Origin of the sequence: Castellaniella daejeonensis (assembly GCF_039523555.1) — a bacterium.
Taxonomy (GTDB): domain Bacteria; phylum Pseudomonadota; class Gammaproteobacteria; order Burkholderiales; family Burkholderiaceae_B; genus Castellaniella; species Castellaniella daejeonensis.
This window is the reverse complement of sequence record NZ_BAAAFN010000007.1, coordinates 56041-81078: the sequence shown is the minus strand read 5'-3', so window position 1 is coordinate 81078 and position 25038 is coordinate 56041. Positions and strand designations below refer to the sequence as shown.

Here is a 25038-nt window from a genome sequence, read left to right as displayed (position 1 = left end):
CCCGCTGGTTGCAGGATCGGCTGATGGGGATTGCGGTTGGCCGGCGTGTTTGCTGCCTGCGCTTCAGGCGAACCAGGATGCGGGACTCTTGCTCAGGGCCACCCCGACGATGTAGGCGAAGATCGCCACGGCGAACACGGCCGCGATCAGCCGCGCCCGGGGGGTGCGGCCGCGCTTGATGGCGTACGAACCCACGCCGATATAGGCGATCAGGAGCACGATCTTGGTCAGGATCCAGGGCTGCTCGGGGCCGATCATGGCCGCCAGGATCACGCCGCAGGTCAGCAGCACGGTGTCGATCACGTGCGGCAGGATGCGCACCAGGCGGTGTTGCAGCAGAGGCGATCCGGTCACGGACCAGTAGGCCCGGATCAGGAAAAGGATGATGCTCAGGCTGACGGCGGTGACGTGCAGGTGCTTGATGGGAAAGTAGTAATTCATGGCATTGGGATTGGGTGCGCGAGCCGGAGCGGACAGGGCGAGTGTACCGTACTGCCGCAGGCAGGGTCGCCATGGCCCGGCCTGCGGAGAGGCTTCATTCGATCGGTTTCAGGGTCCAGCCGCCGCTTTCGCCTTGCAGCGACAGCTCGAATCCATGGTGCCGACGCAGGGTGCCGCGGTGCCCCACGCTGATGATCCGGGCTTCGGGCAGTTGTTCGAGAAGCAGGCGGTACATGGCGTCTTCCAGGCCCTCGTCCATGGCGGACGTGGCTTCGTCCAGGAAGGCGGCCTGCGGCCGGGCGATCAGCAGGCGGCCGAAGGCCAGGCGCTGCTGTTCCCCCAGCGACAGGATGCGGCTCCAGTCGTCCTCGACGTCGAGCCGGTCGCGCAGATGGCCCAGCTGGACGCGATCCAGGATGGCTTCATCCTGGCCTGGCGGGACTGCGTCGGCGGGCTGCGGGTAGTGCAGGGCCTGGCGCAGGGTTCCCAGGGGCAGGTAGGGCTTCTGGGCCAGGAACAGGGCAGAGGAATCCGGGCGGATGATCTCGCCCGATCCGTGCGGCCAGATGCCGGCGATCATGCGCAGCAGCGTGGTCTTGCCCGAGCCCGACGGGCCGCGCACCAGCAGTGGCTGGCCGGGCGAGACTTCCAGGCTCAGGTCGCGGATCAGTGCATGGCCGTCGGGGCGGTTCACGGTCACGCCCAGCAGCGCCAGACGGCCGCCGTCCTGGCGAGTGTGCGGCAGTTCCATGGCGCGTGCCGCGTCGATGGCATCGTCGAAACCGGCCAGACGCTCCAGCGTGGCGCGGTAGGTGGCGAAGCTGTCGTAGATGTTGCGGAAGAAGGACAGGTTGTCCTGCAGGCGGCCGAAGGCCTGGGCGGTCTGGATCAGGTCGCCCAGGCTGATCTGCTTGGAAAAGAAGCGCGCCGCCTGGAGGATGAAGGGGAACACCACGGCGGTCTGGGTGACGACGAAGTTGAAGCCCAGGAATTTCAGGGACCGGTGGATGATGTCCCAGGCGTTGCCGATCACCTGGGCGAAACCACTGCGCAGTGTCCGGCCCTCGACGCGCTCGCCCCGGTAGAAGGCGATGCTTTCGGCGTATTCGCGCACGCGCACCAGGGCGTAGCGGTAGTCGGCGTTCAGCTTTTCGTTCAGGAAATTCAGCCGGATCAGCGGCTTGCCGATCCAGATGGCCAGCAGGGTGGCCACGAACACATAGATGAAGACCAGGAACACCATGGCCCGGGGAATCTCGTGGCCCAGCACGGTCATGGGGCCGGACAGGTTCCACAGGATCACGGTGAAGGCAATGGTGGAGACGAGGGCGTTGATCAGCCCCACGGCCAGGGTCATGGAATTCTGGGCAAAGCTGGTGATGTCCTGCTGGATCCGCTGGTCGGGGTTGTCGGCCAGATGGCTGAGCGATTGCGAGCGGTAGTAGGCCTGCCCCTGCATCCAGCGGCTCAGCAATTGCTCATTGAGCCATTCACGCCAGTGGACGACGAAGGCCTGCTGGACGTAGAAGTCGAACAGGGATCGGACCACGTGTACGGCGGCCAGCAGCGAGAACAACAGCATGGCTGCCCAGAATCCAGGCTCGTCCAGCGCCTGCAACGCGCTGTACATGGTGTTGTACCAATTGGAGAACAGCACATCCAGGCGCACGGCCGCAAGCGTCAGCAGCAGGATCAGCGCGACGCCGGCCAGCGGTTTCCAGCTGCGGCGCAGGGAGAAATACCCGGCGCTCAGGCGCCGGAACTGGCGGCCCCAGCGCGTGAAGCGCGTCAGCCCCCAGACGACGATGGCGCCGACCACCAGGGTGAGCGCGTAGGCCTTGGCCAGCCACAGGCCGCTTTCGATCAGGACTTCTTGCCATTGCATGGGGTGCGGTTCCTTGAAGGGTGATCGGATGCGCCCGCCGAACCGGGCCGAGCGTGAGGATTGTAGTTGGAGGCGGGGGGTTGCGGAATAGTTCCGGCCGCGGCGGAGCGGGGCCGGGTCAGGACGCGATGCCCGATTCGTGTTTCATGCCCAGACGGCGCGCGAGCTTGTGCAGGTTGCTGGGGTCCAGCCCCAGCGCCCGCGCGGCCTGGGCCCAGTTGCCTTGGGTGGCCGCCAGGGCTTCGCCGATGGCGCGCCGTTGGCATGCCTCGACGCTGTCGCGCAGCGGCGCAATGGCCCCGGGGTCCGTTGCAGCGGCCGGCGGCGCGGCCTCGCTGGCGACGAGCTGGGGCGATGCTTCGGCGGGAGGCTCGGGCGGGGTGATGTCCAGGTCCAGCAGTTCCGGGCCGATGGTCAGCACCTGGTCGCGCGATGCGCCGCGGCTGAGCATTTTCAGTGCGGCGCGGCTGATGACGTGTTCCAGTTCCCGGACGTTGCCGGGCCAGGGGTACTGGCGCAGGGCTCGCTCGGCCTCATAGGACAGGCGCACGCCGCGCAGGCCCAGCCGGGCGCGGCTGAACTCCAGGAAGTGGCCGGCCAGGATCAGGACGTCGCGGTCGCGGTCGCGCAGCGGCGGGATCGGGATGGGGTAGACCGAAAGCCTGTGATACAGGTCGGTGCGGAACAGACCCGCCTGGGTGTTGGCTTTCAGGTCGCGGTTGGTGGCGGCGATGATGCGCACGTCGGTCTTGATGACCTGGTCGGTTCCCAGCCGCTGGATTTCGCCGTTCTGCAGCACGCGCAGCAGCTTGGCCTGCAGGCTGAGCGGCAATTCGCCGACCTCGTCCAGGAACAGGGTGCCACCCTGGGCCGCCTCGAAGCGGCCCGGCCGGTCGGACGTGGCCCCCGAAAAGGCGCCCTTCACGTGCCCGAAGAGTTCGCTTTCGGCCAGGGATTCGGGCAGCGCCGCGCAGTTCACCTGGATCATGGGTTGCTGGCTGCGGCGCGAGCGCCGGTGCAGGCGGCGCGCGAACAGATCCTTGCCCACGCCGGTCTCGCCCAGCAGCAGGATGGGCAGGTCGGAGTCGGCCACGAGGTCCAGTTCATGGAGCAGCGACTGGATGGCTTCGCTGTGCCCCAGGATCTCGGTGGCCTCGCCGATGTGTTCCAGTCCCTGCTGGGTGCTGCCCAGCTGGCGCAGCTGGCGGTTTTCGCGTTCCAGGTCGGTGACCCGAACAGCGGCCTGGAGGATCAGGCCCAGTCGCCGCAGCCGCGCGCGCGCGGCCTCGTCGAAGGCGCCGGTGGCAAGCGCGTCCAGGGTCATGATGCCCCAGGGGCGGTCGTCGCGGTAAAGGGTCATGCCCATGCAGTCATGCACCGGCAGCGGCGAGCCCTTGCGGTCGTCCAGCAGGCCGTCGTAGGGATCGGGAAGCACGCTTTCGGGATCGAACCAGGTGGGTTCCCTGCGCGACAGGATGGTGGCGAAGCGCGGGTGCTGGGCAACGACGAAGCGCCGTCCCAGGGCCTCGTGGGCCAGGCCGGAGGCGGCGACCAGGTGCAGGGTGTCGGCGGCGTCCAGCATCAGCAGCCCGACGGCGTCGCAGGCGAAGGCCTCGCGAATGGCCGTGGCGGCGCGCTGCAGACGTACGCCGTCGGGGAGGTCCGCGGACAGATCGTTCAGTAACAAGGCTTCCATGGGGTGATTTATACCATCTAAAGGTATTTTTTACCCAATTAAAAAAGGTAAAAAGTACCGTTTTTGATCTATATCAGTAGTTTCCCTAGGTAACGGAATTGGCACATTTATTGCTTGTTGGAGAGTGAAGCAAAAACGTGGTGCCTTTCAGGGCGCCTTATCCGGAACCTCTCGCGGCTGCAGAAGGAGCGCAGAATGGGTGAGTACAAGAAGTTATGGTGGGCGCTGATCGGCGTCCTTGTGGTGGCATTCGGCATCCTGGGATGGATGGGCAAGGAAGTCTACAACCAGGCGCCGCCCATTCCTGCGCAGGTCGTCACGGCCGACGGCCAGGTCGTGATGACCCAGGAGCAGATCCTGGACGGCCAGAGCGCCTGGCAGTCGGCGGGCGGCATGACGGTCGGCTCGATCTGGGGGCATGGCGCCTACCAGGCGCCGGACTGGACCGCCGACTGGCTGCACCGTGAACTGTCCGCCTGGCTGGACCTGGCTGCCCAGGCGCAGTACGGGCTGAACTTCGCCCAGCTGGACGGAGACGCCCAGGCCGTGCTGCAGCGCCGCCTGAAGGAAGAATACCGCAAGAACACCTATGACCCCGCCACGGGCGTCGTCACGGTGTCCGACCGGCGCGCCAAGGCCATCGCCGAGACGGCCTCCTATTACGACAAGCTGTTCGGCGACGATGCCTCCTTGCATTCGTCGCGCAAGAGCTTCGCCATGAAGGAAGGTACGCTGCCCTCGCCGGAAGCGCGCGCCCGCCTGGCGAACTTCTTCTTCTGGACCGCCTGGGCCGCCTCGACCGACCGGCCGGGCACCGAGGCCAGCTACACCAACAACTGGCCGCACGAACCGCTGATCGATAATGTGCCGACGGCGGAAAACATCATCTGGTCCGTGATGAGCGTGATCATCCTGATCGCGGGCGTGGGCCTGCTGGTCTGGGCCTGGGCCTTCACGCACAAGGAGCACGACGATGTGGGCGCCGCGCCGGCCCGCGACCCGGTGCTGCAGATTCCCCTGACGGCGTCGCAGCGCGCCCTGGGCAAGTACCTGTTCCTGGTGGTGGCGCTGTTCGTGTCGCAGATCTTCATCGGCGGCTTCACCGCGCACTACACGGTCGAAGGCCAGACCTTCTACGGCATCAACGTGTCCGAATGGCTGCCGTATTCTCTGGTGCGCACCTGGCACATCCAGGCGGCGCTGTTCTGGATCGCGACCGGCTTCCTGGCGATCGGCCTGTTCGTGGTGCCGATCCTGAACGGCGGCAAGGATCCCAAGCACCAGAAGCTTGGCGTGGACGTCCTGTTCTGGGCGCTGATCCTGGTGGTCGTGGGTTCGTTCACCGGCAACTTCGCCGCCATTGCCCACCTTCTGCCCGCCGAATGGAACTTCTGGCTGGGCCACCAAGGCTATGAATACGTCGAACTCGGCCGCCTGTGGCAGATCGGCAAGTTCCTGGGCATCGTGTTCTGGCTGTTCCTGATGCTGCGCGGCATCGTGCCCGCGCTCAAGCAGAAGGGCGACAAGAACCTGCTGGCCCTGTTCAGCGCTGCGGTGATCTGCATCGGCCTGTTCTACGGTGCCGGCCTGGCCTATGGCGAAAAGACCCACCTCTCCGTCATGGAATACTGGCGCTGGTGGGTGGTTCACCTGTGGGTCGAAGGTTTCTTCGAAGTGTTCGCCACCACGGCGCTGGCCTTCATCTTCTCGACCATGGGTCTGGTGTCCAAGCGCGGCGCCACGATTGCCAGCCTGAGCTCGGCCGTGCTGTTCATGCTGGGCGGCACCCCGGGCACCCTGCACCACCTGTACTTCTCGGGCACCACGACCCCGATCATGGCCATTGCCGCCTCGTTCAGCGCCCTGGAAGTCGTGCCGCTGGTCGTGCTCGGCTACGAGGCCTGGGAAAACTGGCGCCTGAAGGAACGCGCGCCGTGGATGGAAAACCTGCGCTGGCCGCTGAAGTTCTTCGTTGCGGTGGCGTTCTGGAACATGTTCGGCGCCGGTGTGTTCGGCTTCATGGTCAACCCGCCGATCGCCCTCTACTATATCCAGGGCCTGAACACCACGGCGGTGCACGCGCACGCGGCCCTGTTCGGCGTGTACGGCTTCCTGGCCCTGGGCTTCACCCTGTTCGTGCTGCGCTACCTGCGTCCCAGCATGCAGTTCAATGAAAGCCTCATGAAGACGGCGTTTTGGTGCATGAACATCGGCCTGGTGATGATGATCTCCCTGAGCCTGCTGCCGATCGGCCTGATGCAGTTCCACGCCAGCTACAGCGTGGGCACCTGGTGGGCGCGCGGCGAAGCCTTCATGCAGCAGGACATCCTGCAGACCCTGCGCTGGACGCGCACCTTCGGCGACGTGGTGTTCATCGTCGGCGGTCTGGGCGTGATGTGGCAGGTCGTGACCGCCCTGTTCGACGGCAAGGCCGCCGCGCCGGCAGTCGACGCAGGCCTGGCTGCGCAGCGGACCTGAACCTTCTTGCAGTAGGGGACCCGAAACGGGTTCCCGGCCTGGCCCGCCTCGGAAGAGGTGGGCCTTTTCATTTCGTGCGGGTTCAGACCCCGATGTCCTCGTTCCAGAGGCTCGGGTGTTCGGCAATGAAGCGGCGCATCAGCTCCAGGCATTCCGGGTCCTGCAGGACTTCGATCCGGACGCCGCGTGAGCGCAGCAGTTCTTCTTCGCCCATGAACGTCTGGTTCTCGCCGATGACCACGCGGGGGATGCCGTACAGCAGGATCGTGCCGCTGCACATGGCGCACGGCGAAAGGGTGGTGTAGAGCGTGGACTCGCGATAGACGTCGGCCGTCCTGCGACCGGCGTTCTCGAGCGCGTCCATCTCGCCGTGCAGAATCGCGCTGCCTTTCTGGACGCGCTGGTTATGGCCGCGGCCGATGATCTCGCCGCGGTATTCGATCACCGAGCCGATCGGGATGCCGCCCTCGGCCAGCCCGCGGCGTGCTTCCTCGATGGCTGCCTGCATGAAAGGATTGCTCATGGCTTCGTCTCCGCGAAAGTCGTCGAAGCCTGCATGATACGGGCGTGCGGGCGCCGGGGAAAGCAGCGGCCGGCGCCATGGCCGCCGGCCGTTTCGCGGCTTCAGGCCGCGTGCGCGGTCCGCGTGCCGATGCGTGCGCCGAGCGCGCCCAGGACGAAGGTCAGCAACAGGGTCGGCAGGGCGCTGCCGTAGTCCGGTGCCCATTGCGCGAGTGCGTGGTAGACCGCGATGCCCAGCACCCAGGTCAGGGCGGGGGCGGGGTGCAGGGCGCGCGGTGCGTCGGCCAGGCGGGCAGGCTGCGTGCCCAGGCGCCCGAGGATGGTGCCGAACAGCGGCACGAAAACAGAGCTGAGCGTCAGCAGGAAAGGTTCCAGCGTGTGCATGGGCAGCACCATCGCCAGCCCGATCGAGACCGCGGCCAGGGTCGTTCCCCAGGTTTTCAGGCTTGCGCCTTGCCACAGGCTGTGGGCGGACACGGAACCCGAATACAGATCGCCGTAGGTGTTGTCGAGCTCGTCGATCAGGATCAACCCCAGCGCCACCAGACCTCCCTGGGCCAGGAGCAGCGCGGCGACCATGTCGAGGTCGGGGCCGGTGACGGTGATCACCAGTACGCCCAGCGCGTAGCACCAGATGTTGGCGATTGAATAGCCCAGCCAGGTGCCGCCCAGGGCACCCCGCCCGCTGCGGCCGTGCCGTGCGTAGTCCGCCACCAGCGGCAGCCAGGATACCGGCATGGCGATCACCAGATCGAGTGCCTGGAATGCGTTCATGCTGCCGTCGCCGGCGCGCAGCCACAGGGTGCGCAGTCCCTCGGCATCCAGCCTGAGCGCGAACTGGACGCTTAGCCAGATCAGCGACAGGATCACCAGAGGCAGGCCGATGCGGCTGACGATGCGCCGCACCAGGGTGATCATGGAACCTCGCAGCAGGGCCAGGACGACCAGGCCCCAGAACAGCGTCGGCAGCACCAGGCCCGTGTCCAGGCCCAGCGCCTGGTGCGCGATGGCCGCGGTGCCGTCGCGCATGACCACCAGTTCGAAGGTGGCCCAGCCGAGCAGCTGGACGATGTTCAGCAGCACGGGCAGCCGGGCGAAGCGCTGGCCGTAGACGGCGTGGATCAGTCCGGCACTGGACAGTCCGCTGTCGCAGCCCAGGCGTGCCACCCAGGCCAGCAGGCCGGCCCCCAGGATCGAGCCGACGACCACGGCCGCCAGGGCGTCGCGCGTGCCCAGCGCGGGAACCAGGTAGGCGCCGACCTGGATGACCAGCAGGCCCACGCCCAGGCTGAACCACAGGGCGGCATGGTCGTGCCAGCCGAACACGCGTTCGGGAGCGGGGGATATTGGGGAAGCGGATGTCTGCATGGCGTGCCCGTGGAAAAGGCAGTAGGCAGACGCGGGCAGCAGGAAAGCCGCCGCTGCGAGCTGCTTTCCTGCGCGAGGATGATCTCAATCAGGTTCGAAGGGACTGTCTCAGCCGCCGTGGCGGCACCCCTAGCGAGGCTCGGTAAAAGGCGAATCGGATCCGATTGTAGGACCCGGCCGGCTGGCGGGCAAGCCGGCGTCCATCCGCTTTGCGGCCGGGTTCAGTCGAAATGGACGATCTCGAAGCTGAGCCGGCCCTGTTCGTCGCGACCGACGGAATAGCCCAGGTGTTCGCGCACGCTGTTGTCGGGGTGGAAGGTCAGCACCACCGGCTTGATGTGTTCAAGCTCGCTTTCCTGGATGTATTCTGAGTTGGCGATGATGACTTCGTCGCCGCGCTGGCAAGTGCGCGCCGCGGCGCCGTTCAGGATGCAGCAGCGCGAACCGCGTTCGCCGTAGATCACGTAGGTGCTGATGCGCGCGCCGGAATTCTTGTTCCAGATGTCCACGAATTCCATGGGAAGGATGCCGGCGGCCTCGCAGTGGTCGGGATCCAGGGTGATGGAGCCATGGTAATCCAGGTCGGCCCCGGTGACGCGAATGCCATGCAGTTTGGCGCGGACGATTTTTCTCACTTGAAATCCGGAGGAAGAAATTGAGCAGGCGACATTCTAGCGCGTTGCGCTGCAGCATCGGTTTCAAGTGGACACATGGCCCCGGGCATGTGCGCTTCATTATAATGTGATGATCATTCCACCGGGCATTCGTGCTGCGCTGACGGCACGGATGCCCGGTTCTGCTTGCGGATCTATCGGACGGAACACTATGTTTGCTGCGCGGGAAGCCTGGAGGGCGGGGTTGTGGGCACCCAGGCATTGGGCGGGTAATATTGCTGCGGGCGTGATCGTCGGCGTCGTGGCCCTGCCGCTTGCCATGGCTTTCGCGATCGCTTCCGGGGTCAAGCCCGAACAGGGCCTGTACACCTCGATCGTGGCGGGGGTGGTGGTGTCCCTGTTCGGCGGCAGCCGGGTCCAGATCGCGGGGCCCACCGGCGCCTTCATCGTCATCCTGGCCGGAATCGTCGCCGAGCACGGCGTCGTCGGCCTGCAGCTGGCCACCCTGATGGCCGGCCTGATCCTGTGCGCATTCGGCCTGGCTCGCCTGGGGGGCGTGATCCGCTACATCCCCCTGCCGGTGATTCTGGGTTTCACGGCCGGCATCGGCATCATCATCTGGGTCGGGCAGTGGCAGCCTTTTTTTGGATTGCCGGCGGTACAGGGCCATTTCTTCCACGAAAAACTCTGGTTCCTGCTGCGAAACCTGCCGGCGCTGGATCCGGTAACCACGGCCTTCGGATTCGGCTCGCTGGCGCTGGTGCTGCTGCCTCGCAAGGTGGATGTCCTGCGGCGCATCCCCGGCCCGCTGCTGGCCCTGGTCGTGGCGACGGCCGTGCAGGGGCTTTTCCAGTTTCCGCAATTGGCCACCATCGGCAGCACCTTCGGCGAATTGCCGCGCGGGCTGCCGCTGCCGCATTGGCCCGGGGGCGGGCTTGACCAGATCGTGCCGCTGATCGGCCCGGCGTTCACCATCGCCCTGCTGGGAGCGATCGAGTCCCTGCTGTCGGCCGTCGTGGCCGACAGCATGGCGGGGACACGGCACAATTCGAATGCCGAGTTGTTCGGCCAGGGCCTGGCCAACGTACTTACCCCGCTGTTCGGCGGTATCGCGGCCACGGGTGCCATTGCGCGCACGGCCACCAGCATTCGCAATGGCGGAACCGCACCCCTGGCCGGCGTGGTCCATGCCGTGGTGCTGGTGCTGGTCCTGCTGGCGCTCGCGCCGCTTGCGCGCAATATCCCCCTGGCCACCCTGGCCTCGATTCTGTTCGTCGTCGCCTGGAACATGAGCGAAGCGCACCGTGTCGTGCGCCTGGTCCGGCATGCCCCGCGCGCGGATGCCGTCATCCTGTGCCTGACCCTGCTCCTGACGGTCTTCGCCGACCTCGTCGTGGCGGTGAACATCGGCATCGTGCTGTCCGTCCTGCATTTCCTGCGCCGGATGGCTTCCAGCGTCGATGTGGCGCCGATGGCGATCCCGGACGGGGCACACGGGAAAGAGGGGGTGCGCGCGCTGCAGGTCCGTGGGCCGTTGTTCTTCGCGGCCGTCGAATCCTTGCGGGAGGCGTTCCGAAGTGAATCCTCGCCCGTGCTGGTCCTGTGCCTGGACCAGACGCCGTTCGCCGATGCCACGGCGCTGCAGGCGCTGGACGACGAGATCGCCGCCGCTCGGACGCGTGGCACGCGGGTGATCCTGTGCGGGGCCGATGCCCGGATCCGCGCCAAGCTGAGCCGCATGGGTACGCTGTCCCGGCTGGGTGCGGGCGATTTCCAGCCCGACCTGGCGGCGGCGCTGGAGGCGGCGGACGGCCCGGACCCGAAAGCCGCCTAGCGCGCCGGCGCGTTCCGGCGCGGCTGCGAATGCGCTATGGCCGGGCGCGCGGCGGCTTGCTGGGCGTCCAGGCCACGTCGTGCCTGGCCAGATATTCGCGGATCAATTGACGGACCACCTGCGATGGCGTCAGGTCCTGGCGGGCGCAAAGCTGCTCGAAGGCCTTTTTCTTGTTCGGGTCGATCAGTACTGTCAGGCGGGCGGTCTTGTTTTCCAGCGGGGTCGGGCTCATGGTTTTGGTCTTGGGCCTGTTCACACTCATTTTGAATATCCCGTCGGGGTTCGGACCGGCATGGCGTCCGGCAACGGCGGTCGGGTCCGCAGGGTCTCTCGCAGCCGGGCCTCCAGGGCGTCCGGAAAAGCCGGGCGTTGGTCCGGGGGCAGCAGGCTGTCCAGCGATGCGATCCGGTCGGCTTCGTAGCGGCGGGTCGCCCCGAGCGCCGTTTCCAGCGCATTGGCGCGTGCCGTCAGCTCGACGGGATCGCATTGTGCCAGGATCAGGGCATGGACGAGCCCCACGTGGCGGTCGGGCGCCTGTCCCGGGATGCGCCGCCAGACCTGGGCTGTGCCGACGATCTTGCGGTCGGGCGCCGGCACCGCCAGATTGTACCGGCCATCGCAGAATGAGCCTTCGACCGCCTGTGTCCGGGTCTCGATGTCGAAAGCGGCCAGGGCGTCGCTTATCAGCGCGCACAGGTGCCTGTAGAGAATCTCGGAGTGATCGAGCGGCCGGCCGGTGAATGCCTGCGCCAGGCTCAGGTTCAGGATGCCAGGCCCCTGGGGCACCACGCCGCCCCCTGATTGCCGCACGTGGATGGGGCAGCCGCGTGCGGCGAAGCTGGCCTGGACCCGGGCGAATCCCGCACGGGCCGCGTAGGTGCGCGGCACCACCAGCCCCGGTGGTGCCCGCCACAGGCAGGCGACCGGTTCGTGGGCAGCGGGGGCCAGCAGGATCTCGTCGGCCAGCGGCCCTGCGTCCGGCGGCGCATCCAGCTGGCGGTAGGCAACGGGATCCGGCATGGCTTCAGGACAGCTGGGTTGTCGCGAAGGTGTCGTCGTCCATGAACAGGTAGCGGATCGCGTCGATCAGGCCCAGCACGACGGCCAGCGGCATGAAGATCCAGCAGATGACCAGCATGCCCAGGCCCCAGCCGACCTGGCCCAGGTAGAAGCGGTGCGCGCCCAGCCAGCCCAGGAAGATCGCCAGCACGATGGCGATCTTGCGCTGGCTGGCCGGACGGCCCAGGGCCTCGCCGCGAGAGCGCAGGATCCACAGGCTGGCGGGGATGGTAAGGATGATGGCCAGCAGGACCTTGCCGGTGTGGGCGCGCAGATAGTCGGCTGCGGCGTGGTACAGATCGCCGAAATTGCGGATCAGCAATCCCGTCAGGGACGAGATCCAGGCGAAGACTTCGTGGAACACGGTTTCCCCGAAACTCAGTGCGAGCAGGATGACGAGGAAGATCGCCACGACCAGGATCAGTTTCTTGAGCATGTGAGTTCTGTATAGGGACCGGACAGGCATGGGCGCCGGCCTGCCGGGCCGGCGCAAGGCCCCATTCTATCGGGATTTCAGCGTGCGCAGGCCTGGCGGATCGCGTGATCCCACTGCGCCAGGCGCCCGGCCGCCTCGTCGCGCGGCATGGCCGGTTCGAAGCGCCGCTCGACGCGCCAGAGCGATTCCAGTTCCCCCAGGTCGGCATAGACGCCGACCTGCAGGCCGGCCAGGAAGGCCGCCCCCTGCGCCGTGGTCTCTACCATGGTGGGGCGCAGTACGGGGATGCCCAGCAGGTCGGCCTGGAATTGCATCAGCAGGTCGTTGACGCAGGCGCCGCCGTCCACGCGCAATTCCTTCAGGGGCGCCGCGCCCGCCGCCTCGGCGTCGCGGCTCATGGCCTGGAGCAGGGCCGCGCTCTGGTAGGCGATGCTTTCCAGGGCGGCCCGGGCAATGTGCGCCATGGTGGTCCCGCGCGTCAGGCCCGTGATGGTGCCGCGCGCGTCGGGATCCCACCAGGGTGCGCCCAGGCCGGTGAAGGCGGGCACGAACATCACGCCGCCCGAGTCCGGCACGCTGCGGGCCAGTTCCTCGATGTCGCTGCTGCGCACGAAGGCGCGCAGGCCGTCGCGCAGCCACTGGACCACGGCACCGCCCACGAAGATGCTGCCTTCCAGTGCGTAGGCGGGCCGGGTATCGGGCTGCGCCGCGCTGGTCGTCACCAGGCCGTTGCCGGATACCTGGAAGCGCTCGCCCGTGTGCATCAGCATGAAGCAGCCCGTGCCGTAGGTATTCTTGGCCATGCCGGGACGGAAGCACGCCTGGCCGAACAGGGCGCTTTGCTGGTCACCGGCCACGCCGCATATGGGCACGGCATGGCCCAGCAGGTCGGGGTCGGTGGCGCCGTAGTCGGCCGAGGAGGGCAGGATGCCCGGCATCATGCGGGCCGGCACGTCGAGCCGGTCGAGCAGCTCCGGATCCCAGGCGTTGCGGTGCACGTCCATCAGCATGGTGCGCGCCGCGTTGCTGACGTCTGTCAGGTGATGGCGGCCGCCGGTCAGTTTCCAGATCAGCCAGCTGTCGATGGTGCCGAACAGCAGTTCGCCCGCCTGGGCGCGGGCGCGCGCGCCGGGCACATGGTCCAGGATCCATTTCAGCTTGGTGGCCGAGAAATAGGCATCGATGCGCAGGCCTGTGCGGTTCAGGATGTCGGGTTCCAGGCCCTGCGCGCGCAGTTCGGCGCACGTCGGCTCGGCGCGGCGGTCCTGCCAGACGATTGCCGGATGGATCGGCTCCCCCGTGCGGCGGTCCCAGACCACCGTGGTCTCGCGCTGGTTGGTGATGCCGATGGCGCGGATGTCGCGTGCGGCGATGCCCGCCCGATGGATGGCCTCGCTCATGGTGTCGTGCTGCGTCCGCCAGATTTCCAGTGGATCGTGCTCGACCCAGCCTGGCTGGGGATAGTGCTGGGTGAATTCCCGCTGCGCCAGTCCCAGGATGCGGCCCTGGCGGTCGAAGACGATGCTGCGGGTGCTGGAAGTGCCCTGATCCAGGGCGAGCAGATAGGTCATGGCGAAATCCTCAGGGGGCGATGACGCAGTCCACTCCGGCGGCCTTGAGCAGACCGGGGAAGGGATCCGGGGGACGGGCATTGGTGAACAGGCGACCGATCTGGGACAGCTCGCCCAGGCGGACCATCGCCGGCCGGTGGAATTTGCTGGTGTCGGCAGCCATCCAGACTTCCCGGGCCGACTGCATGATGGCCTGGGACACCTTGACCTCGCGGAAGTCGTAGTCGCGCAGCGTGCCGTCGGCCTCGATGCCCGAGATTCCCATCAGGGCGATGTCGGCGCGGAACTGGCGGATGAATTCCACCGTGGCTTCCCCCACGATGCCCAGGTCGCGCGAACGCACGCTGCCGCCGGCCAGGATGACTTCGCAGCCGGGCTGCTGGCCGAGCGTGCAGGCCACGTTGACGTTGTTGGTGATGATGCGCAGCCCCGTGTGGCCGGACAGCGCCCGCGCGATTGCTTCCGTGGTGGTGCCGATATTGATCAGCAGCGAACAGTCGTTGGGGATTTCGCGTGCGATGGCGCGCGCGATGCGTTCTTTTTCGGCGGCGTGCAATTGGGCGCGCTGCCGGTAGGCGATGTTCTCGATGGTCGAGTTGGGCAGACGGACCCCGCCATGGAAGCGCACCAGCAGATTGGCCTCGGCAAGGCGCTGGACGTCCCGGCGGACGGTTTGGACCGTGACGTCCAGGTCGTTGGCCAGGGTTTCCAGGCTGCAGGAACCCGTGCCTTGCAGACGATTGAGCAGCTTGATCTGGCGAGGATTGGGATGCATGGGATCGGCCCTTTTCATGACCGACACACTGTACAGCGAAAGAAAAGGAAAGAATCTTAGGGTTTATATGGACAGTAAAAAGAGTAGAAACGAACAATAATTCACAAAAAGGAACTTCTGGAGCAAGGCCTCATGCAACTCAAGCTGGTTCGTGTCGGCAAGAAGGTCGGTGCCGAAACCTGGCTCCATCCGCTGGATCTGGCGCCGCGGGAATCCGCCGTCACGGTCTTGCTTGGGGTGACCCGTGCCGGCAAGACCAGCCTGATGCGGCTGATGGCCGGCCTGGATGCGCCCACTTCCGGCCAGGTCATGGTCGACGATGTGGACGTCACCGGCCTGCCGGTGCGCCGTCGCAATGTCGCCATGGTGTATCAGCAATTCATCAACTATCCCTCCATGACGGTTGCCGCCAACATCGCCTCGCCCCTGCGGCTGCGCGGCGAGACCGACTTCATGCCCCGGGTGCGCGAAATCGCGCGCACCCTGCACATCGACGAATTCCTGGACCGCCTGCCGTCCGAGCTGTCCGGGGGCCAGCAGCAGCGCGTCGCGCTGGCGCGTGCCCTGGCCAAGGACGCGCCCCTGATGCTGCTCGACGAGCCGCTGGTCAATCTCGACTACAAATTGCGCGAGGAATTGCGCGAGGAGCTCGGCGTCCTGTTCGAGCAAGGCCGCTCCACCGTCGTCTATGCCACGACCGAGCCGGGCGAGGCCCTGCTGCTCGGGGGCTATACGGCCGTGCTGGATCAGGGCGAGCTGCTGCAGTACGGACCGACGCTCGACGTGTTCCAGCGGCCTGCGTCGATCCGGGTGGCCCGGGCGTTCAGCGATCCGCCCATGAATTTCCTTGCGGCGCGCGCCGGCCGAGAGGCCGTCAGCCTGCAGACGCTGGCCGACGTGCGCCTGCCGGGCGGTCAGGATGTGCCCGACGGCGAGGTAACCATCGGGCTGCGGGCGGCCGACCTGTCGTTGCGCGACCAGGGCGGGGATTGCCGGATTCCGGGCCGGGTCCAGCTTGCCGAGATCTCCGGTTCCGCCACGTATGTCCACGCCGACACGCCTGTCGGCAACCTGGTGGCGCAGGTGCCGGGCGTCCAGCACCATGACCTGGGGGACGCCGTCACGCTGCACTTCTCCAGCCGCCGGGCCTATGTGTTCGGGCCCGATGAATCCCTGCTGCGGGCGCCCCAGGCGCGGGAGTCCTGACATGGCGCGTATTGACCTCCAGCTGGCGCACAGCTACGCACGCACGGTCCGCTCCGATGCCGATTACGCACTGCTGCCTCTGGACATCGTCTTCGAGGACGGCGGCGCATATGCCTTGCTTGGGCCGTCGGGCTGCGGCAAGACCACCATGCTCAACATCATTTCGGGCCTGGTCACGCCGTCGCACGGCTCCATCCGTTTCGACGGCGTGGACCGGACTCGCGCCACGCCGCAGGAACGCAACATCGCGCAGGTATTCCAGTTTCCCGTCATCTACGACACCATGACGGTGGGCGAGAATCTGGCCTTTCCCCTGCGCAATCGCAAGGAACCCGAAGACCGGATCCGCGAGCGCGTCGGGCGTATCGCGGAAATGCTCGATCTCTCGGGCCAGCTCGATCAGCGCGCGGCCAATCTGGCTGCCGACGCCAAGCAGAAGATATCCCTGGGGCGCGGACTGGTGCGCGCCGACGTATCGGCGGTGCTGTTCGACGAGCCGCTGACGGTGATCGATCCCCACCTGAAATGGGAATTGCGGCGCAAGCTCAAGCAGATCCACCACGAACTGGGCCTGACGCTGATCTACGTCACCCATGATCAGGTCGAGGCGATGACCTTCGCGGACCAGGTCCTGGTGATGGCGCGCGGCCGGGTCGTCCAGCAGGGCACGCCGGAGGAATTGTTCGAACGCCCGAGCCACACTTTCGTGGGGCATTTCATCGGTTCGCCCGGCATGAACCTGCTGCCGGTCGAGATGCGCGAGGACGGCAGCCTGTGGCTCGACGGACAGCGCCTGGGCCGGCCCGAAACGCACCAGTTGCCCGCCGGACCGCTGACTCTGGGCATCCGTCCCGAATACCTGCACCTGGCTTTCGGGAGCGGCCCGGACACCGTGCCGGCCACGGTGTCCCAGGTGCGCCACGTGGGCACCGGCCAGTTGCTCAGCGTCCGGGTCGGCGGCCACGAGGCAAAGGCCTATCTGCCGGCCGATGCGGTTCCACCCGCCGAGGGCGCCGTCGTGCATCTGGCCCTGATCGGCCCGCATACCTGCTATTACCGCAACGAGGAGCTCGTGGCATGAGCACTATCGTCAAACCCGTCAATCAGAAAGCCTGGTGGCTGATCCTGCCGGTCATCCTGTGCGTGGCGTTCTCGGCCATCATTCCGCTGATGACCGTCGTCAACTATTCCGTCCAGGACATCATTTCGCCGGACAACGCGGTGTTCGTGGGCACGGAATGGTTCGCCAGCATCATGCGCGACGAGGACCTGCACGCCGCCTTGTGGCGGCAGCTGCTGTTCTCCGGCGCGGTGCTGTGCATCGAGATTCCATTGGGTGTGGCGCTGGCCCTGTCGATGCCGTCGCGCAGCTGGCGGGCCTCGGCCGTGCTGGTGATTGTTTCCCTGTCGCTGTTGATTCCCTGGAACGTGGTGGGCACGATCTGGCAGATCTTCGGCCGCACGGATATCGGCCTGTTCGGCTGGACGCTGGCCCGCCTGGGACTGGACTACAGCTACGTCGGCAACCCCGTCCACGCCTGGCTGACCGTGCTGTTGATGGATGTCTGGCACTGGACGCCGCTGGTGGCCCTGCTGGCCTACGCCGGGCTGCAGTCCATTCCCGAGGCCTACTACCAGGCTGCCAGCATCGATGGCGCCAGCAAATGGGCCGTGTTCCGCTACATCCAGCTGCCCAAGATGCGCGGGGTGCTGATGATCGCCGTGCTGCTGCGCTTCATGGACAGCTTCATGATCTACACCGAGCCCTTCGTGCTGACCGGCGGGGGGCCGGGCAATTCCACCACCTTCCTCAGCCAGTACCTGACGCAGAAGGCGATCGGCCAGTTCGACATGGGCCCCGCGGCCGCCTTCTCCCTGATCTATTTCCTCATCATCCTGATGTTCTGTTTCGTGCTGTACAACTGGATGCTGCGCGTCGGCACCAGGGATTCGGGAGCCAGCCATGACTGACCGCTCTTTCCTGCCGCGCAAGCGCACTGTCTTCCTGGTTCTTTACCTGGTTTTCGCCCTGGTCCCCATCTACTGGATGGTGGTCATGAGCTTCAAGACCAACCAGGGCATCCTGGCCGAGTTCTCGCTGTTTCCCCGCGAATTCACGCTGGACAATTACCGGCTGATCCTGTCCGATCCGTCCTGGTACATGGGCTATGTCAACAGCCTGATCTACGTCTGCATGAACATGGTGATGGCGATCGCCGTGGCGCTGCCGGCGGCCTACGCCTTCTCGCGCTACTCCTTCCTGGGCGACAAGCATGTGTTCTTCTGGCTGCTGACCAACCGGATGACGCCGCCCGCGGTCTTCCTGCTGCCGTTCTTCCAGCTCTATACGACCCTGGGTCTGATGGACACGCACTGGGCGGTGGCGTTGGCGCACCTGCTGTTCAATGTGCCCCTGGCGGTCTGGATCCTCGAAGGCTTCATGAGCGGCATTCCCAGGGAAATCGACGAGACTGCCTATATAGATGGCTACAGCTTCCCGCGTTTCTTCCTGACGATCTTCCTGCCGCTGATCAAGTCGGGCGTGGGTGTGGCGGCCTTCTTCTGCTTCATGTTCAGCTGGGTGGAACTGCTGCTTGCCCGCACGCTGACCAGCGTCGACGCCAAGCCCATCGTGGCCATCATGACCCGCACGGTCTCGGCCTCGGGCATGGATTGGGCCACGCTTGCGGCGGCCGGCACCCTCACCATCGTTCCCGGCGCCATCGTCATCTGGTTCGTGCGCCACTACATCGCGAAGGGCTTCGCGATGGGCCGGGTCTGAGCCCCGGCACCCACTAAAGGAATACGCCATGTTTGCCTGGATGGTCTGGACCACCCCAACCGCCGTGTTCTTCATCTGCGTCGCGCTGATGCTGGTGGCCATGACGGTCTGGGAAATCCGCTCGCCCACCGTGCTGCGCAAGGGCTTCCTGCCCATGGCGACCACGCGGGGCGACCGCCTGTTCATCGGCCTGCTAGTGGCCGCCTACATCAACCTGGCCTTCCTGGGCCTGGGAGAGACTTTCATGGATTGGTTCGCCCTGGACGAGGAACCCTCCGTCTGGATCAGTTTCGTCCTGTCCATGGGTGTCCTCACACTAATCATGAGGAAGGGATGAGCCAGGACACGGACCAGTCCCTGCGGACTGGTCCGTGCCTGGCGAATCGGAGCCGCTTGCAAGCGGCGACGTGGAGAGATGTCACGGCGGGAGATGGTCCGCCTGGCGAATCGGAGCCGCTTGCAAGCGGCGACGTGGAGAGATGTCACGGCGGGAGATGGTCCGCCTGGCGAATCGGAGCCGCTTGCAAGCGGCGACGTGGAGAGATGTCACGGCGGGAGATGGTCCGCCTGGCGAATCGGAGCCGCTTGCAAGCGGCGACGTGGAGAGATTTCCGGCGCCGCCTATTTCCCCGGGCGGCGCCGGCCGGCAGGGCAGGGGACATATGAGAGGAGAACATGATGAGATTCCGCCACACCGCCTTGGCGCTGGCCGTCGCCTGCGCCCTGGGAAGCCAGGCCGCCTGGGCCGGCACCGCCGAGGCGCAGAAATGGGTCGACAGCGAATTCCAGCCGTCCACGCTGAGCAAGGATCAGCAGATGGCCGAGATGCAGTGGTTCATCGACGCCGCCGCCAAGCTCAAGGCCAAGGGCGTCAACGAGATCAACGTGGTGTCCGAAACGATCACCACCCATGAGTACGAATCCAAGGTCCTGGCCAAGGCATTCGAGGAAATCACCGGGATCAAGGTCAACCACGACCTGATCCAGGAAGGCGACGTGGTCGAAAAGCTCCAGACTTCCATGCTTTCGGGAAAGTCCATCTACGACGGCTGGATTTCGGATTCCGACCTGATCGGCATGCACTACCGCTATGGCGAGGTCCTGTCGCTCACCGACTATATGGAAGGCGCCGGCAAGGAATACACCAATCCCGGCCTGGACCTGAAGGACTTCATCGGCACGTCCTTCACCACCGCGCCGGACGGCAAGCTGTATCAGTTGCCCGACCAGCAGTTCGCCAACCTGTACTGGTTCCGCTACGACCTGTTCAACCGGCCCGACCTGAAGGAAAAGTTCAAGGCCAAGTATGGCTATGAACTGGGAGTGCCGGTGACGTGGACCGCGTACGAGGACATCGCCAAGTTCTTCTCCGAAGACGTCAAGACCCTGGACGGCAAGCCGATCTATGGCCACATGGACTATGGCAAGAAGGATCCTTCGCTGGGCTGGCGCTTCACGGATGCCTGGCTGTCGATGGCGGGCTCGGCCGACAAGGGCACTCCCAACGGCATGCCGGTCGACGAATGGGGGATCCGCGTGGCCGACGACAAGTGCACGCCGGTGGGCGCATCCGTGGCGCGCGGCGGCGCGACCAATTCGCCGGCCGCTGTCTACGCCCTGACCAAATACATCGACTGGATGAAGAAGTACGCGCCCAAGGTGGCGCTGGGCATGACCTTCTCCGAAGCCGGTCCCGTGCCGGCCCAGGGCGAGATCGCCCAGCAGATCTTCTGGTATACCGCCTTCACGGCCGATATGACCAAGAAGGGACTGCCGGTGGTCAATGAGGACGGCACGCCCAAGTGGCGCATGGCGCCGGCCCCTCACGGCCCCTACTGGAAGGACGGCATGCAGAACGGCTACCAGGACGTGGGCTCGTGGACTTTCTTCAAGAACCACGATCCGAACAAGGTTGCCGCCGCCTGGCTGTATGCCCAGTTCGTGACCAGCAAGACGGCCTCGCTGAAGAAATCCATCGAGGGGCTGACCTTCATCCGCGACAGCGACATCCACAGCGACTACTTCACGAAAAATGCCGACAAGTACGGTGGCTTGATCGAGTTCTATCGCAGCCCGGCTCGGGTGGCCTGGACGCCAACCGGCACCAACGTGCCTGATTATCCGAAGCTGGCGCAATTGTGGTGGCGCAACGTATCCCAGGCCATCGCAGGGGAAAAGACGCCGCAGCAGGCGATGGACAATCTGGCCAACGAGATGGACAAGGTCATGGCACGCCTGGAGCGTGCCGGCATGAAACGCTGCGCGCCCAAGCTCAATGACAAGAGCGATCCGGCCAAGTGGCTCAGCGACGAACACGCGCCCTGGAAGAAGCTTGCCAACGAGAATCCCAAGCCGGAAACCGTGTCCTACGATTCTCTGCTGCAGGCCTGGAAGGAAGGCCGCGTCCGCTGAGGGGAGTGAAACGATGTCCCAGACCGCTGCCCAGCCGCCCGTCACGACGGATCGGGATCGACTGCTGCATGATCTCGAGACCTTGTCCGAGGTCGACCTGATCGTTGTCGGGGGAGGGGCCAGCGGCCTGGGCGTTGCCCTGGATGCCCGGCTGCGGGGCCTGTCGGTCCTGCTGCTGGAATCCCACGATTTCGCCGGCGGCACCTCTTCGCGCGCGACCAAGCTCGTGCATGGCGGGGTCCGTTATCTGGCCCAGGGCGATATCGGCCTGGTACGGGAGGCCTTGCGCGAGCGCCGGGCGTTGCTGAACAACGCACCGCACCTGGCTCAGCCCCTGGCTTTCGTCATGCCGGCGTACCGGCCCTGGGAAGTGCCGTTCTACGGAACCGGCCTGAAGATCTACGATGCCCTGGCCGGTTCCGCCAGCCTGGGCCGCACCGAATGGCTGGGGCGTGCCGCCACGGCAGCCCGGCTGCCGGGCGTCAATGCCGCCGGGTTGTACGGCGGCGTCCAGTACTGGGACGGCCAGTTCGATGATGCCCGTCTGGCCCTGGCGCTGGCCCGTACGGCCGCCGCGCAGGGGGCCCTGGTGCTGAATTACTGTCCGGTCGTCGATGTGCTGCACGAGAACGGCCGGGTCGGGGGCGTGCGCTGGCGCGATGCTCTCGACGCCGATGGCCGCCGCACTGGCACAGTCCGGGCTCGCTGCGTCATCAATGCCACGGGCGTCTGGGTCGACGACTTGCGACGCCTGGACGATTCGGCCCGGGGACAGGGTACATCGCCCATGGTGGCGCCCAGCCAGGGCGTGCACCTGGTGGTCGACCGCTCTTTCATGCCGTCTTCCGAGGCCCTCCTGGTTCCGCGCACCCGCGATGGCCGGGTGCTGTTTGCCGTGCCCTGGCTGGGGCACCTGATCCTGGGGACCACCGATACGCCGCGCGATGCCGTAGCGCGCGAACCCCGGGCGTTGCCCGAAGAGGTCGCTTTCATCCTGAACGAGTCGGCCCACGTGCTGGCGCGCGCGCCACAGGCGGAGGATGTGCTCAGCATCTGGGTCGGGTTGCGGCCACTGGTGCGGCCCCCGCACGAGGACGAAGGCGGCACCAAGACCATCAGCCGGGAGCATACCGTCCAGGTCAGTCCGTCGGGATTGGTGACCGTCACCGGGGGCAAGTGGACCACCTACCGGTCCATGGCCGAGGACGTCCTGCGCCACTGCGAGGCAGCGGGGCTGCTGCCCGGCTTGCCGCCGTGCCGCACGGCTCGCTTCCCGTTGCTCGGGGCGCCGCCGCCTGCTGCCGCCACGGTCCGCCTGACGGAGCCGCCGGGGCTGCAGGCCTATGGCACCGAGGCGGCCGATGTCCTGGCGCTGCCGGGCGCCGACAATGAACTGGGCCTGGGGTTGACCGCGGCCATGGTCCGGCATGCCGCGCGGCGCGAATACGCGCGGACGGTCGAGGATGTCCTGGCACGGCGCCACAGAATGCTTTTTTTGCATGCAGACCGGGCAATCCAGGCGGCGCCCGCCGTCTCCCGCATCCTGGCCGAAGAAATCGGTTCTGACGGCGATCCAGAAGCCTTCCTGGCCCTGGCCGCGCAGTACCGTAACATTCCGGCCTGATCCCTCCCTGCTGCGCATCTCTCGTGCGCCTGTCTTCCGTGCATCCGTCGTGCGCCAGGCCGGGTGCAGCCGGTTTCCATGCTCCGTGAGCCTGAGGAAATCAGCAGCGGACGTTCCTGTGCATTCTGGTGTTTCCTTGCTTGCGGATATGGCATGTTGCTGATCGGCAACGCTGATTAGGGTAAGCCATTAACAAGCTATGGTTTTCCCTGAATTTATTTACATTTATACACAAAAATTTCTTTTGTTAATTGTTAAGTAGCGTCAAGATTCAGGACAGTTAAGGCTATACTCCTACCGTTCATGTCAAATATGCATGAAAATGTATTTTTGATGTCTGGATTTAATTGTTGTGACTGGTAATTTGTGACAATTGATTCAGGAGCAGGCGGCGCCCTCCAGCGTACCTGCGACGAGCCGGTTTCCAGATATAGAGTCCGGTAATTGCCAAAAAGGGGTCCCATGTCCAATCTCGATTCCACGCTGTTGAATGACATCCGTGAGGTCAATCTGTCCTATCTGATGCTGGCCCAGCGCCTGCTGCGTGAAAATCTGGCCGCCGGCATGTTCCGACTCGGCTTCGACGCCGATGTCGCGGAAATCATCCTCAATCTGTCTCCGGCCCAGATCGTCCGGCTGGCCGGTTCCAATTCCGTGTTGTGCGCCTTCCGCCTGAACGACGCCCAACTACTCAATTCCCTGACGCACGAAGTCCTGGGTGGCGTGCTGCAGCAAGCACATTCCACCATCCTGATGGCCCGGCAGGAAACCGTTTCCGCCTGAGCCATGTCCAAAAGCGTTTCCCGCGAAGCCGACGACATCCTGCTTGCCACGGACATGATCCGCCTGGGGGCACGCCTGCAGGTGCTGCAGGCCGAAACATCCCTCAGCTACGACCGGCTGGCGCGCCTGTACCGCGAGGTCAAGGGTGCCTCCCCTCCGAAGGGCATGCTGCCCTTCTCTGTGGAATGGTTCATGACCTGGCTGCCGAACATCCATTCCAGCCTGTTCTACAACATCTACCGTTACATGGACACCTTCACCCCGGCGAAAAAGTCGCAGGCGCTGGTGGAAGCGTATCGGTTGTACCTGGAGCAATCCTCGGTGGGCCTGCAGCCCGGCGAGGGGAGCGACGAGCCAGTGCTCAGCTTCACGCGGGCCTGGATGCTGGTGCGCTTCTTCGAAAGCGGTCTGGTGCAGCTGTCCTGCTGCCAGCAGTGCAGGGGGCTGTTCGTCGCCCACGCGCACGATCCTGAGTCCGGATTCGTCTGCGCCATCTGCAAGCCGCCGCCCCGGGCGGGCAAGACCCGCGCGCGCCGCCGGTCGGCTGCGCGCGTGCCTGCCTGACCGAGCAGACAGGGGATTTGTGGACAAAAAGACCTGTTTAACCGTGCTTTTGAATGCAGGAAAACAGGGGATGATGGCGGTATTCTGACTCTCGAGGCGTGCGCACGTGTTTATTATCCTGGGATACCTGATCGTAGGGGCAGGGGTCTTCGTCAGTTACGTCGCGATGGGAGGCCATCTCGGCGCCCTGTACCAGCCCTTCGAATTCACGCTCATCGGCGGTGCGGCGCTGGGTTCGTACATTGCTTCCAGCAATGGCGCCTCGGTCAAGCTGCTCGTCGAGGCTTTTCCCAAGGCCATCAAGCGCAACCCCTACGGCAAGCCGCTCTACATGGAGCTGCTGGCCCTGCTGTATACCTTGCTGAACAAGGCCCGGCGAGACGGGTTGATGTCGATCGAGTCCGACATCGAGGATCCCAAGTCCAGCGCCATCTTTTCGCACTATCCCCTGATCCAGAAGGACGCCAAGCTGATGGAGTTCCTGACGGACTACCTGCGCATCATGATCAGCGGCAACATGAACTCCTTCGAGATCGAGACGCTGATGGATCAGGAAATCGAGGCGCTGCACAATGAAAATCACACGCCCGTCAATGCAGTGCGTGCCGTGGCCGACGCGCTGCCGGCCTTCGGTATCGTGGCGGCGGTGCTGGGGGTGGTGAAGGCCCTGGCGGCCGTCGATCAGCCGCCGGCCATCCTGGCCGACCTGATCTCCAAGGCCATGGTGGGTACTTTCCTGGGCATCCTGCTGTCCTACGGTTTCTGCGCGCCGTTCGCTTCGGCGGTCGAGCGCCAGTCGGTGGCTGCGATCAAGGTGCTCGAATGCATCAAGGTCACCCTGCTGGCCAGCATGAACGGCTATCCGCCGCCGCTGGCCGTCGAATTCGGTCGCAAGGTCCTGTTCTCGTCCGTCCGCCCCTCGTTCTCCGAACTCGAGGCTCATGTGCGGCAGGTGAAGAGCCAGGCCGCGGGCCGCTGACGCGAGGGG

The 25038-nt window shown here is 65.6% G+C and carries 23 protein-coding genes and 1 riboswitch; of the genes, 12 read left to right on the top strand and 11 right to left on the bottom strand.

The genetic code is table 11. From position 1 onward, the window contains the following. Window positions 1–63: 63 nt before the first annotated feature. The 3 genes from ABD022_RS04690 to norR form a co-directional block, all read right to left on the bottom strand. Window positions 64–441 carry a SirB2 family protein gene (locus tag ABD022_RS04690; RefSeq protein ID WP_325123691.1) on the bottom strand — a complete coding sequence of 126 codons (378 nt, stop codon included), beginning with the start codon at window positions 439–441 and terminating at the stop codon, window positions 64–66. Between the two features lie 94 nt (window positions 442–535). Continuing rightward, window positions 536–2326 (bottom strand): ABC transporter ATP-binding protein/permease, encoded by a 1791-nt coding sequence (locus ABD022_RS04685; RefSeq protein WP_343820264.1) that lies wholly within the window; start codon window positions 2324–2326, stop codon window positions 536–538. 118 nt (window positions 2327–2444) lie between these two features. Then, window positions 2445–4022 carry a nitric oxide reductase transcriptional regulator NorR gene (gene norR, locus ABD022_RS04680; RefSeq protein WP_325123693.1) on the bottom strand — a complete coding sequence of 526 codons (1578 nt, stop codon included), beginning with the start codon at window positions 4020–4022 and terminating at the stop codon, window positions 2445–2447. A gap of 195 nt (window positions 4023–4217) precedes the next feature. On the opposite strand from norR, the gene ABD022_RS04675 reads away from it, so the two are divergent. Further along, complete coding sequence (locus ABD022_RS04675) at window positions 4218–6500, top strand: nitric-oxide reductase large subunit (RefSeq protein WP_325123694.1); 2283 nt, start codon at window positions 4218–4220, stop codon at window positions 6498–6500. Between the two features lie 82 nt (window positions 6501–6582). On the opposite strand, the gene ABD022_RS04670 is transcribed toward ABD022_RS04675, so the two are convergent. The 3 genes from ABD022_RS04670 to panD form a co-directional block, all read right to left on the bottom strand. Further along, entirely contained in the window at window positions 6583–7023 is a 441-nt protein-coding gene (locus tag ABD022_RS04670) for a nucleoside deaminase (RefSeq protein WP_325123695.1), read from the bottom strand. A 101-nt stretch (window positions 7024–7124) separates the two neighbouring features. Further along, window positions 7125–8390 carry a purine-cytosine permease family protein gene (locus ABD022_RS04665; RefSeq protein WP_343820261.1) on the bottom strand — a complete coding sequence of 422 codons (1266 nt, stop codon included), beginning with the start codon at window positions 8388–8390 and terminating at the stop codon, window positions 7125–7127. A gap of 48 nt (window positions 8391–8438) precedes the next feature. Further along, window positions 8439–8531: riboswitch (TPP riboswitch) on the bottom strand. Window positions 8532–8611: 80 nt separating this feature from the next. Then, on the bottom strand, window positions 8612–9025 hold the full coding sequence (gene panD, locus ABD022_RS04660) for an aspartate 1-decarboxylase (protein WP_323026068.1): 414 nt from the start codon (window positions 9023–9025) through the stop codon (window positions 8612–8614). Between the two features lie 151 nt (window positions 9026–9176). Between panD and ABD022_RS04655 the strand changes: the two genes are divergently transcribed. After that, entirely contained in the window at window positions 9177–10838 is a 1662-nt protein-coding gene (locus ABD022_RS04655; protein WP_325123697.1) for a SulP family inorganic anion transporter, read from the top strand. Window positions 10839–10872: 34 nt separating this feature from the next. On the opposite strand, the gene ABD022_RS04650 is transcribed toward ABD022_RS04655, so the two are convergent. The 5 genes from ABD022_RS04650 to ABD022_RS04630 form a co-directional block, all read right to left on the bottom strand. Continuing rightward, window positions 10873–11055, bottom strand: coding sequence for a ribbon-helix-helix protein, CopG family (locus ABD022_RS04650; RefSeq protein WP_325123739.1), 183 nt, complete (start codon window positions 11053–11055; stop codon window positions 10873–10875). Between the two features lie 41 nt (window positions 11056–11096). After that, on the bottom strand, window positions 11097–11858 hold the full coding sequence (locus ABD022_RS04645; protein WP_325123698.1) for a lipoyl protein ligase domain-containing protein: 762 nt from the start codon (window positions 11856–11858) through the stop codon (window positions 11097–11099). Between the two features lie 4 nt (window positions 11859–11862). Then, entirely contained in the window at window positions 11863–12333 is a 471-nt protein-coding gene (locus ABD022_RS04640; protein ID WP_325123699.1) for a TM2 domain-containing protein, read from the bottom strand. Between the two features lie 77 nt (window positions 12334–12410). Beyond that, on the bottom strand, window positions 12411–13904 hold the full coding sequence (gene glpK, locus ABD022_RS04635) for a glycerol kinase GlpK (protein WP_325123700.1): 1494 nt from the start codon (window positions 13902–13904) through the stop codon (window positions 12411–12413). 10 nt (window positions 13905–13914) lie between these two features. Next, on the bottom strand, window positions 13915–14679 hold the full coding sequence (locus ABD022_RS04630; protein ID WP_325123701.1) for a DeoR/GlpR family DNA-binding transcription regulator: 765 nt from the start codon (window positions 14677–14679) through the stop codon (window positions 13915–13917). Window positions 14680–14811: 132 nt separating this feature from the next. Between ABD022_RS04630 and ABD022_RS04625 the strand changes: the two genes are divergently transcribed. The 10 genes from ABD022_RS04625 to motA all read left to right on the top strand — a co-directional run bounded on the left by ABD022_RS04625 (window position 14812) and on the right by motA (window position 25029). Further along, on the top strand, window positions 14812–15885 hold the full coding sequence (locus tag ABD022_RS04625; protein ID WP_325123702.1) for an ABC transporter ATP-binding protein: 1074 nt from the start codon (window positions 14812–14814) through the stop codon (window positions 15883–15885). 1 nt (window position 15886) lies between these two features. After that, complete coding sequence (locus tag ABD022_RS04620; protein WP_343820255.1) at window positions 15887–16966, top strand: ABC transporter ATP-binding protein; 1080 nt, start codon at window positions 15887–15889, stop codon at window positions 16964–16966. Beyond that, on the top strand, window positions 16963–17856 hold the full coding sequence (locus ABD022_RS04615) for a carbohydrate ABC transporter permease (RefSeq protein WP_325123704.1): 894 nt from the start codon (window positions 16963–16965) through the stop codon (window positions 17854–17856). The genes ABD022_RS04620 and ABD022_RS04615 overlap by 4 nt, the downstream gene beginning before the upstream one ends. Then, on the top strand, window positions 17849–18667 hold the full coding sequence (locus ABD022_RS04610; protein ID WP_325123705.1) for a carbohydrate ABC transporter permease: 819 nt from the start codon (window positions 17849–17851) through the stop codon (window positions 18665–18667). The genes ABD022_RS04615 and ABD022_RS04610 overlap by 8 nt, the downstream gene beginning before the upstream one ends. A 28-nt stretch (window positions 18668–18695) precedes the next feature. Next, a complete protein-coding gene (locus ABD022_RS04605) occupies window positions 18696–19004 on the top strand; it encodes a DUF2160 domain-containing protein (protein WP_325123706.1) in 309 nt (102 codons plus the stop codon). A gap of 341 nt (window positions 19005–19345) precedes the next feature. Next, window positions 19346–21079, top strand: a complete 1734-nt coding sequence (locus tag ABD022_RS04600; RefSeq protein WP_325123707.1) for an ABC transporter substrate-binding protein — start codon at window positions 19346–19348, stop codon at window positions 21077–21079. A gap of 13 nt (window positions 21080–21092) precedes the next feature. Then, window positions 21093–22703 (top strand): glycerol-3-phosphate dehydrogenase/oxidase, encoded by a 1611-nt coding sequence (locus ABD022_RS04595; RefSeq protein ID WP_343820252.1) that lies wholly within the window; start codon window positions 21093–21095, stop codon window positions 22701–22703. 462 nt (window positions 22704–23165) lie between these two features. Next, window positions 23166–23486, top strand: a complete 321-nt coding sequence (gene flhD, locus ABD022_RS04590) for a flagellar transcriptional regulator FlhD (RefSeq protein ID WP_325123709.1) — start codon at window positions 23166–23168, stop codon at window positions 23484–23486. A gap of 3 nt (window positions 23487–23489) precedes the next feature. Further along, window positions 23490–24050 (top strand): flagellar transcriptional regulator FlhC, encoded by a 561-nt coding sequence (gene flhC, locus ABD022_RS04585; RefSeq protein WP_325123710.1) that lies wholly within the window; start codon window positions 23490–23492, stop codon window positions 24048–24050. Between the two features lie 106 nt (window positions 24051–24156). Next, window positions 24157–25029 carry a flagellar motor stator protein MotA gene (gene motA, locus ABD022_RS04580; protein WP_325123711.1) on the top strand — a complete coding sequence of 291 codons (873 nt, stop codon included), beginning with the start codon at window positions 24157–24159 and terminating at the stop codon, window positions 25027–25029. The last annotated feature ends 9 nt before the right edge of the window (window positions 25030–25038 follow it).

What these genes read in the sequence shown, in the direction of transcription:
- ABD022_RS04690 (WP_325123691.1), bottom strand. Translation starts at nt 441, where the DNA reads ATGAATTACTACTTTCCCATCAAGCACCTGCACGTCACCGCCGTCAGC.
- ABD022_RS04685 (WP_343820264.1), bottom strand. Translation starts at nt 2,326, where the DNA reads ATGCAATGGCAAGAAGTCCTGATCGAAAGCGGCCTGTGGCTGGCCAAG.
- norR (WP_325123693.1), bottom strand. Translation starts at nt 4,022, where the DNA reads ATGGAAGCCTTGTTACTGAACGATCTGTCCGCGGACCTCCCCGACGGC.
- ABD022_RS04675 (WP_325123694.1), top strand. Translation starts at nt 4,218, where the DNA reads ATGGGTGAGTACAAGAAGTTATGGTGGGCGCTGATCGGCGTCCTTGTG.
- ABD022_RS04670 (WP_325123695.1), bottom strand. Translation starts at nt 7,023, where the DNA reads ATGAGCAATCCTTTCATGCAGGCAGCCATCGAGGAAGCACGCCGCGGG.
- ABD022_RS04665 (WP_343820261.1), bottom strand. Translation starts at nt 8,390, where the DNA reads ATGCAGACATCCGCTTCCCCAATATCCCCCGCTCCCGAACGCGTGTTC.
- ABD022_RS04655 (WP_325123697.1), top strand. Translation starts at nt 9,177, where the DNA reads ATGCCCGGTTCTGCTTGCGGATCTATCGGACGGAACACTATGTTTGCT.
- ABD022_RS04645 (WP_325123698.1), bottom strand. Translation starts at nt 11,858, where the DNA reads ATGCCGGATCCCGTTGCCTACCGCCAGCTGGATGCGCCGCCGGACGCA.
- ABD022_RS04640 (WP_325123699.1), bottom strand. Translation starts at nt 12,333, where the DNA reads ATGCTCAAGAAACTGATCCTGGTCGTGGCGATCTTCCTCGTCATCCTG.
- glpK (WP_325123700.1), bottom strand. Translation starts at nt 13,904, where the DNA reads ATGACCTATCTGCTCGCCCTGGATCAGGGCACTTCCAGCACCCGCAGC.
- ABD022_RS04630 (WP_325123701.1), bottom strand. Translation starts at nt 14,679, where the DNA reads ATGCATCCCAATCCTCGCCAGATCAAGCTGCTCAATCGTCTGCAAGGC.
- ABD022_RS04625 (WP_325123702.1), top strand. Translation starts at nt 14,812, where the DNA reads ATGCAACTCAAGCTGGTTCGTGTCGGCAAGAAGGTCGGTGCCGAAACC.
- ABD022_RS04620 (WP_343820255.1), top strand. Translation starts at nt 15,887, where the DNA reads ATGGCGCGTATTGACCTCCAGCTGGCGCACAGCTACGCACGCACGGTC.
- ABD022_RS04615 (WP_325123704.1), top strand. Translation starts at nt 16,963, where the DNA reads ATGAGCACTATCGTCAAACCCGTCAATCAGAAAGCCTGGTGGCTGATC.
- ABD022_RS04610 (WP_325123705.1), top strand. Translation starts at nt 17,849, where the DNA reads ATGACTGACCGCTCTTTCCTGCCGCGCAAGCGCACTGTCTTCCTGGTT.
- ABD022_RS04605 (WP_325123706.1), top strand. Translation starts at nt 18,696, where the DNA reads ATGTTTGCCTGGATGGTCTGGACCACCCCAACCGCCGTGTTCTTCATC.
- ABD022_RS04600 (WP_325123707.1), top strand. Translation starts at nt 19,346, where the DNA reads ATGAGATTCCGCCACACCGCCTTGGCGCTGGCCGTCGCCTGCGCCCTG.
- ABD022_RS04595 (WP_343820252.1), top strand. Translation starts at nt 21,093, where the DNA reads ATGTCCCAGACCGCTGCCCAGCCGCCCGTCACGACGGATCGGGATCGA.
- flhD (WP_325123709.1), top strand. Translation starts at nt 23,166, where the DNA reads ATGTCCAATCTCGATTCCACGCTGTTGAATGACATCCGTGAGGTCAAT.
- flhC (WP_325123710.1), top strand. Translation starts at nt 23,490, where the DNA reads ATGTCCAAAAGCGTTTCCCGCGAAGCCGACGACATCCTGCTTGCCACG.